We start from the raw sequence: 2,221 nt of genomic DNA on the forward strand, positions 1-2,221 counted from the left end.
TCTGATGTCTTCCCGCTGATTTTATCCTCAAAAATTAGCTCACATCCTGCACACTCGAGTGCATTTCGTTGTAATGCCGTGTTCTGGTCATTTGTTGACACCCTCACATAGCCTATCAGCACAAGTATTCCTCCCGGCAAAAGCCGAAAGCATGCCAAATAGCGGGCGAACGGTCATTCTCTTAAACCTTGGTTTGGGAGATATCGCTCTCGCGGGGGTGTGCTCTGGATCTCTGGGAACGGGCGGGTACATTTCAACGCCAATGATAATTAATGGCGTGAAGCGTAATTTAATCAAGCAATGGGGCACGACAACCATATCGCTCACCGTTTCACAGAACGCTGTTGAGGGTAATACGTCAATCACATTTCCAACAACATTTCCCAATGCGGCTGTGAGCCTGCAGGCATCAGTTCTTACTGATGTGGCGGGGGGTACATGTGAAACTTGCAGGCCAACCGCGTTATCCACAACTGGTGCTGTTTTAAGGGGAATGTCCATTTCTTCAAATTCAGGCAGTTCACCAACTGCCGGGACAGTTACCGTATACTGGGAAGCGACAGGTTATTAAAATGACTAAATATTTTTCACCTTCAAAACTTGGTTTCTTTGATGATTCGTTAAAGAAATCTTACGATGTGGCAGGTTCATGGCCTGATGATGCAGTAGAAATTACTGATGTTGCATGGCAGACGTTTCTTGACACGCCCACCGAGGGAAAACAACTTGGCGCTGACTCATCAGGTGAACCGGCGTGGGTTGATATACCAGCACCAACAACAGATGAGCTTATCACCGAAGCAAAAGAAAATCAGGCTAACCTCATTACTTCTGCAAAAAGCGAAATATCGATATGGCAGACAGAATTGTTGCTGGGCACTATCAGTGATGATGACAAAGTATCACTTACAGCATGGATAAGTTATATCAATGAACTCCAGGCGCTGGACTTCAGCTCAATAACAGATGAAGCCAGCTATAATGCCTTTGTCTGGCCTGATGCTCCTGAGTCTTCAAGTTAACTGGATGAGCCTGGCTCCGTCGGCCAGGTAATATCTGGTGCAGTTGAAGTGTCTACGGCATTCAGTGCATCAAGATAATCCAGCCATTCATTAAACAGCGCTTTATCACTATCACTCAGACGCCCAAGAGCTAATTTTGAAGGCCACTGCATACTGTTGATGTAGTCGTTAGCATCATTGATTTTATTGCTTTTCTCAGATTCTGCCGCTGCAATCAGTTCTGCTTGACTAAGTGGTGGAATATCAACCCAGGCAGGACCTCCAGATGAGTCAGAACCTAGTTGCTTTCCTTGTGGAGGGGTTGTTAAGTATGCTTGCCATGTTTCATCGCTAATTTGAACGGCATCTTCAGGCCAGGTACCTGAATTATCATATTCATTTTTGAAATTATCAGCATAGAAGCCATTAGATTTAGCTGAAAAGAAAATAGCCATATTAATATCCTATTGCGATGTAACGAAATGAAACGTTTGCAGACGAGCCGGTAATAGTTGTTCCTGATTGGGTAATTTTATTTGCCCTTGTTGTAAAAGTTGAAAGGGTTGCCGGAGTTCCAGAACCGAATCCAACGGCTGTTGATGTCGTATCATCGTGAGATAAAACCACCTGGGCAAAATAATTTGGAAAGGCGACAGGTAATGTCGTTGTATATGCACTCCCAGAGCCTGCTGTATTTGTTGTTGTTAGCCCCCATTGGATGATTAAGTTTTTTTTCGCTCCGCTGATAATCATTGGAATAGTGATATACCCTGCAAATGCCTGGCTACCTGTACACACTCCAGCCAGAGCAATGTTTCCCAAACCAAGGTTTAAGAGAATGACCGTTCGCCCGCTATTTGGCATGCTTTCGGCTTTTGCCGGGAGGAATACTTGTGCTGATAGGCTATGTGAGGGTGTCAACAAATGACCAGAACACGGCATTACAACGAAATGCACTCGAGTGTGCAGGATGTGAGCTAATTTTTGAGGATAAAATCAGCGGGAAGACATCAGAACGGCCCGGGTTAAAAAAACTTCTCAGGATGCTTTCTAACGGCGACACGCTGGTGGTGTGGAAGCTCGACAGGTTAGGGCGCAGCATGCGCCACCTGGTTATATTGATTGAGGAGCTGCGGCAACGTGGTGTTAACTTTCGCAGTCTGACCGACAGTATTGATACCAGCACACCCATGGGGCGTTTTTTCTTTCATGTCATGGGC

5 protein-coding genes are annotated in these 2,221 nt (G+C 45.5%); 2 read left to right on the plus strand and 3 right to left on the minus strand.

Going from position 1 to position 2,221, the window contains the following annotated elements; all coding sequences use genetic code 11:
• The coding region (locus DT73_RS25660; protein ID WP_160173982.1) for a recombinase family protein at window positions 1-122 on the minus strand (122 nt) is incomplete at its 3' end.
• A gap of 450 nt (window positions 123-572) precedes the next feature.
• On the opposite strand from DT73_RS25660, the gene DT73_RS18030 reads away from it, so the two are divergent.
• Window positions 573-1,022, plus strand: coding sequence for a tail assembly chaperone (locus DT73_RS18030; protein WP_036112700.1), 450 nt, complete (start codon window positions 573-575; stop codon window positions 1,020-1,022).
• Here DT73_RS18030 and DT73_RS18035 read toward each other — a convergent pair.
• Both DT73_RS18035 and DT73_RS26280 read right to left on the minus strand, forming a co-directional pair.
• Window positions 1,019-1,456, minus strand: a complete 438-nt coding sequence (locus DT73_RS18035) for a tail fiber assembly protein (RefSeq protein ID WP_036112714.1) — start codon at window positions 1,454-1,456, stop codon at window positions 1,019-1,021. The genes DT73_RS18030 and DT73_RS18035 overlap by 4 nt on opposite strands.
• A gap of 1 nt (window position 1,457) precedes the next feature.
• Complete coding sequence (locus DT73_RS26280) at window positions 1,458-1,865, minus strand: hypothetical protein (protein WP_152552548.1); 408 nt, start codon at window positions 1,863-1,865, stop codon at window positions 1,458-1,460.
• A 29-nt stretch (window positions 1,866-1,894) separates the two neighbouring features.
• Between DT73_RS26280 and DT73_RS18040 the strand changes: the two genes are divergently transcribed.
• A partial coding sequence (locus DT73_RS18040; RefSeq protein WP_036112717.1) for a recombinase family protein occupies window positions 1,895-2,221 on the plus strand: 327 nt, incomplete at its 3' end.

The sequence above is a fragment of the Mangrovibacter sp. MFB070 genome (genome assembly GCF_000705335.1).
Taxonomy (GTDB): Bacteria; Pseudomonadota; Gammaproteobacteria; order Enterobacterales; family Enterobacteriaceae; genus Mangrovibacter; species Mangrovibacter plantisponsor.

Bases quoted from the DNA above. Each gene is read 5' to 3' on its own strand.
- DT73_RS26280 (WP_152552548.1), bottom strand. From the start codon at position 1,865: ATGCCAAATAGCGGGCGAACGGTCATTCTCTTAAACCTTGGTTTGGGA.
- DT73_RS18030 (WP_036112700.1), top strand. From the start codon at position 573: ATGACTAAATATTTTTCACCTTCAAAACTTGGTTTCTTTGATGATTCG.
- DT73_RS18035 (WP_036112714.1), bottom strand. From the start codon at position 1,456: ATGGCTATTTTCTTTTCAGCTAAATCTAATGGCTTCTATGCTGATAAT.